At 70.3% G+C, this 5,081-nt stretch carries 5 protein-coding genes; 1 reads left to right on the top strand and 4 read right to left on the bottom strand.

The genetic code is table 11. The features are described 5' to 3' along the window. From ACWCSD_RS47650 to ACWCSD_RS47635, 4 genes are all read right to left on the bottom strand, one after another. The coding region (locus ACWCSD_RS47650) for a carbohydrate ABC transporter permease (RefSeq protein WP_449925610.1) at window positions 1–624 on the bottom strand (624 nt) is incomplete at its 3' end. Beyond that, complete coding sequence (locus ACWCSD_RS47645; protein WP_358286564.1) at window positions 621–1,562, bottom strand: carbohydrate ABC transporter permease; 942 nt, start codon at window positions 1,560–1,562, stop codon at window positions 621–623. The genes ACWCSD_RS47645 and ACWCSD_RS47650, both read right to left, overlap by 4 nt. 6 nt (window positions 1,563–1,568) lie before the next feature. Next, window positions 1,569–2,900: an ABC transporter substrate-binding protein gene (locus tag ACWCSD_RS47640; RefSeq protein WP_397156608.1), complete on the bottom strand. Its 1,332-nt coding sequence runs from the start codon at window positions 2,898–2,900 to the stop codon at window positions 1,569–1,571. Window positions 2,901–2,964: 64 nt separating this feature from the next. Next, the gene (locus tag ACWCSD_RS47635; protein ID WP_387675420.1) at window positions 2,965–4,161 is read right to left on the bottom strand and encodes an ROK family transcriptional regulator; all 1,197 of its coding nucleotides are present in this window, start codon (window positions 4,159–4,161) and stop codon (window positions 2,965–2,967) included. A gap of 314 nt (window positions 4,162–4,475) precedes the next feature. On the opposite strand from ACWCSD_RS47635, the gene ACWCSD_RS47630 reads away from it, so the two are divergent. Next, window positions 4,476–5,081, top strand: a 606-nt coding sequence (locus tag ACWCSD_RS47630; RefSeq protein WP_449925604.1) for a UvrD-helicase domain-containing protein, incomplete at its 3' end; no start/stop codon positions are given.

The following is a 5,081-nucleotide window of genomic DNA, read 5'->3' as shown; positions in this document are numbered from 1 at the left end:
CGGCAGGATCACCCGCACCAGCGTCCTGAAGTCCGAGCAGCCGTCCACCTTGGCCGCGTCGATGTACTCGCGCGGGATGGTGATCAGGAACTGGCGGAGCAGGAAGATCGAGAACGCGTCGCCGAACAACATCGGCAGGATCAGCGGCCACAGGCTGTCGGTCAGCCCCAGCCGGGCCCACACCAGGTAGATCGGCACCGCGATGACCTGCGGCGGCAGCATCATGGCGGTGATCACCAGCAGGAACGCCGCCCGGCGTCCCCGGAAGCGGAAGCGGGCCAGCGCGTAGGCCACCGGGATCGAGGAGGCCAGCGTGAAGACCGTGCCGAGGCCGGCGTACAGCAGCGTGTTGATCCCCCAGCGCAGCAGCTTCGACTTCTCGAACACCACCACGAAGTTGTCGAAGTTCCACGTGCGCGGCCACAGGTCGCCGGTCAGCGCCTGCTCGTCGGTCATCAGCGCGGTCAGCGTCAGGAACACCACCGGCGCCAGGAACATCAGGGCCAGCACGATCGCCGTCGCGTGCGTGGCGATCCACATCAGCGTGCGCCGCCGCCGCGCCCTGACCCCCTGCCGCCGCGCGGGGGCCGCGGGCGGGGCGGGGGCGGTCATGGTCGCGCTCATATCGCCTCCTCGGCCCGGCGGAACTGCCGCAGCAGGATCAACGTGAAGATCATCGACGTGGCGAACAGCAGCAGCGCCAGCACGCACGCGTAGCCCATCGTCCAGTCGCGGAAGCCCGACTGGAAGAGCCACTGAGGCAGCGTCAGCAGCGACTCGTCCGGATAGCCGGGGGTGAAGGTGGAGCCGGGGGAGTCGGTCGAGCCCGAGGCCACCCGGGAGGCGATCATCGCCTGGGTGAAGTACTGCAGGGCGTAGATGACGTTGGTGACCAGGGCGAACATCAGCACCGGCGCGATCGTCGGCAGCGTCACGCTGCGGAACTGCCGCCAGGCCCCGGCGCCGTCGATGGCGGCGGCCTCGTACAGGTGCCGGGGGACGTCCAGCAGCGCCGCCATGAAGATCACGGCGAGCTGGCCGCAGCTCCACAGCGACAGCAGCGTCAGGCTCGGCTTGGACCAGGCCGGGTCGCCGAACCAGTCGGGCCCGTGGATGCCGAACAGGGCCAGGAACTTGTTCCACGGCCCGGTGGCCGGGTTCATCAGGAAGACGAAGGTGATCGTCCCGGCCGCCAGCGGGACCAGCGACGGCAGGTAGAAGATCGTCCGCAGCACGCCGACGCCGGCCTTGAGCCGGACCACGAGCTGCGCCAGGGCCAGGGAGAACAGCACCGTGGCCGGCACCATGATCGCCACCAGCCACAGCGTGTTCTTGGCCGACATCGCGACCCGCGGGTCGTGCAGCAGGTAGGCGTAGTTGTCCAGCCCGATGAACTCCGGCGTGCTGGTCATGTCGTAGCGGTAGAAGGAGAAGTACACCGTGGACAGCAGCGGATAGACGAAGAAGATCGACACTCCGGCGATCCACGGCGACAACCACAGCAGGGCGCGCAGGCCCTCGCCGCGCCGCCTCGGCGGCGCGGCGTGGGGGGAGGAGGCCATCGCCGATCAGCCCCCGGACAGCTTCAGCTTGTCGTCGATCTGCTTGTCCACGCCCTTGAGCCCGGCGTCGAGGTCGGTGACCGCGCCCTTCTCCCACTTGACGACGAAGGTCGCCAGCGCCTCCTGGTTGAACACGCTGTTGACGCTCGGCGGCAGCGTCGAGGTCTTGGGATGGGAGAAGACGTCGAGGAAGGTGGCGAAGTTCGCGTCCTTGGCCAGGTCGGGCGATTCCATCGCGGCCTTGGTCGTGGGCACGTTGCGCAGGGCGTTGGAGAGCGTCACCAGCGAGCTGGTGTCGGTGGTCAGGTACTTGACCAGCTCCCAGGCCTGCTGCGGGTTCTTGGCGCCCTTGGGGACGCCGATGACGGTGCCGGCGGTGAAGCCGCTGCCGTACAGGTCGGGCTTGTCGTCGGCGACCGGCAGGGGAGCGGTGGCGTAGTCGAGCTTCTTGGCGTCGTTGGCGATCATGGCGTTGCGCCATTCGCCGTCCAGGACCATCGCGATCTTGCCCTTGTAGAACGGGTGGTCGGCGCTCCACTCGTCGCCCAGGCTCTTGCGGAACTTCTCCAGCTTGTCGTAGCCGTACCAGTCGATGAGGTCCTTCTGCCAGCGCAGCAGGGCCTTCCACGCCGGGTCGGTGCCGATGGCCGAGGTGCCGTCGGCGTTGTACCAGGTGGCGCCGACCATGGGGGCCAGGTGGCTGGGGCTGTTCTCGTAGTACTGCGTGCTGGGGACGAACCCGGCCACCTTGATGTCGCCGTTCGCGTCCCGGACGGTCAGCTTCTTGGCCAGCTCGGCCAGCTCGGTCAGCGTCTTGGGCGGCTGGTTGCCCTTCATCAGGGCCTTGTTGTAGTAGAGGCCGTACGCGTCGGCCAGCAGCGGCAGCGTGCACTGCCGGCCGCCGAAGCCGGTGTAGGTACGTGCCACCTCGGGCAGCACCGACAGGTCGATGCCGTCCTGCTTGATGACCGGGGTGAGGTCCTGGAACGATCCCGACCTGCACCACTGGGCGACGTTGTCCGTCGTGAACGAGGCCGCCACGTCCGGCGCGTTGCCGCCCCGGATGGCCTGCGTGATCTGGTCGTCCTGGACGCCCTTGGTGGCCTTGACGGTGATCTGCGGGAACTTGGCGTGGAACCCGGCGATGGCCTCCTCGAACGCCTTGACCTCGGCGTCGGTGGAGAATCCGTGCCAGAGCTGGATGGTGGCCGCCGGGAGGGCCGCGGAGGCCGAGCCCGAGGGTCTGGGCTGGGAGCCGAGCGAGGGCCCGGCCTCCCTGCCGGCGGTGCAGGCGGCGAGCGCGAGGATCGCGACGGCCGCCAGGGGGACGAAGCGCACGGGGGGTGCCTCCTACCGCTGGGGGATCATGAAGGGAGGGTGGAACGGGATGGAGAAAGAGGCTCTAGGAAGGGACGGTCGAGCTGAAGACCTCGTCGCGCACGGTGTCCAGGGCCAGGTCGAGCGCGCCGGCCAGCACCGGGTTGCCCTCCACGTGCGACAGCCGCACGACGGGGCGGGGGATGGTGAGCGCGTGCAGCTCGTGCTCGACCAGCTCGCGCAGCGGCTCGCCGCCCGACAGCACGACGCCGCCGGTCAGCACGATCAGGCCGGGGTCGATGACGGAGGTGATGGCCGCCAGGCCCACCGCCAGGCGGGCGGCGATGTCGCGCAGCCCCGCCCTGGCGTCGTCGGCCTTCTGCCCCGAGCCCTCCGACACGCGTACCGCCTTGGCGATGGCCTGGCGGAAGTCGGTGCCGTGCACGCCGTAGGAGCGCAGCAGCCGCAGCACGGCCGGGCCGCCGGTGAGCGCCTGGTAGCCGTGGTTGGCGTAGCGGCCGGCCTCGCGGGCCGTCGGCGCGCCCGGGGTCGGCATGTACCCGACCTCGCCCGCGCCGCCGGTCGCGCCCCTGTGCATGCGCCCGCCGAGCACGATGGCCGAGCCGATGCCCTCGTCGGCCCACAGCAGCACGAAGTCGGAGTGCCCGCGCGCCGCGCCGTGCGCCTGCTCGGCCAGGGCGACGAGGTTGACGTTGTTCTCCACGTCCACGGCCGTGCCGAGACCCGCGCTGAGGGTGGGCACGAGGTCGTCGATCTGCCAGCCGGGCACGTCCTTGGCGGCGGCGTAGCCGAGCCGGCCGGTGGCCGGGTCGATCGCCGCCTGCACGCCGATCACGACCCGGCGCAGCTTGTCCGGCGGGTTCGCGCCGGCCAGCGCCGCGCCCAGCCGGTCGACCAGCTCGCCGCCCGGCCGCCGGGGCGTGGGCAGCGTGTACGAGCCCACGACCGTGCCGGTGATGTCGGCGACGCGGGCCTCGATGCGGTCGGGGGTGACGTCGAGGGCGCCCACGTGGGCCGCCGCCGGGTTGATCCGGTAGACCTCGGCGGTACGGCCCGGCAGGCCCTCTCTGATGCCGTCCAGGATCACCAGCCCGGCGTCCTGAAGGCGCGACAGCAGCTGGGAGGCGGTGGGCTTGGACAGGCCCGTCAGGGCGCCCAGCTCCGGGCGGGTCAGCGACCCGCGCTCGAGGAGCGCCCGCAGGGCCGCGCGGTCGTTGATCGCGCGCAGCAGGCTGGGCGTTCCCGGAACCGGACCGCTCATCAGGAGGACTCCTTCGACGAAGTTAGGAAACTTTCCTAACTCGTGAACATAGGGAGTTCTCCCATACTGGTCAAGAGGGCGAAACCAAGCCGTGACCCGGAAGGGGGAAGGGAAGATGGGAGTGCCTCGACAGGCGTGCTAATGTCATCGTTTGTCGCAACAACAAGCAGAATGGCCCGGAGTGTCCCATTAACCACAATAATGGTCAGGCGGCAACTCGTCAAACGGAGCTCGCCAAGGAGCAGTCCTACGTCACCGGTCTGTACGACCGCCTCGACGAGCTGCGCGAGCGCACCCAGCGCCGGCTCAAGGAGGTGCTGGCCACGGGCGCCGTCGGCACGATGCAGAACAGATCCGAGCGCGACTCCTTCGCCGACATGTACGCCGGGCGGCTGGCCCGGCTCTGGGCGGTGGAGCGCGGCCTGGTTTTCGGCCGGCTCGACCACGTCGAGGAGGGCCGGCTCTACATCGGCAAGCTCGGCCTCACCGACGACGAGCAACGACGCCTGCTCATCGACTGGCGCGCGCCCGTCGCGCAGCCGTTCTACCGCGCCACCCCCGCCGCGCCCATGGGCGTGACCAGGCGCCGCCACCTGCAGACCAAGGAACGCAGCGTCGTCGGCGTCGACGACGACCTGCTCGACCTCGACGCGCTCACCGAGGACGACCGCGCCACCCTCAACGGCGAGGCCGCGCTGCTGGCCGCGCTCGACGAGCGCCGCACCGGCCGGATGCGCGACATCGTCGCCACCATCCAGGCCGAGCAGGACCGCGTCATCCGCAGCGACCTCAACGGCGTCCTGGTCGTGCAGGGCGGCCCCGGCACGGGCAAGACCGTCGTGGCCCTGCACCGGGCCGCCTACCTGCTCTACACCCACCGGGAGCGCCTGGAGCGCCGGGGCGTACTCATCCTCGGCCCC

This window comes from Nonomuraea sp. NPDC001684, assembly GCF_053596515.1.
This window is presented reverse-complemented; position numbering and strand designations above follow the sequence as displayed.

Excerpts from the sequence above, each read along its gene's own strand:
- ACWCSD_RS47635 (WP_387675420.1), bottom strand. The coding sequence starts at position 4,161 with ATGAGCGGTCCGGTTCCGGGAACGCCCAGCCTGCTGCGCGCGATCAAC.
- ACWCSD_RS47645 (WP_358286564.1), bottom strand. The coding sequence starts at position 1,562 with ATGGCCTCCTCCCCCCACGCCGCGCCGCCGAGGCGGCGCGGCGAGGGC.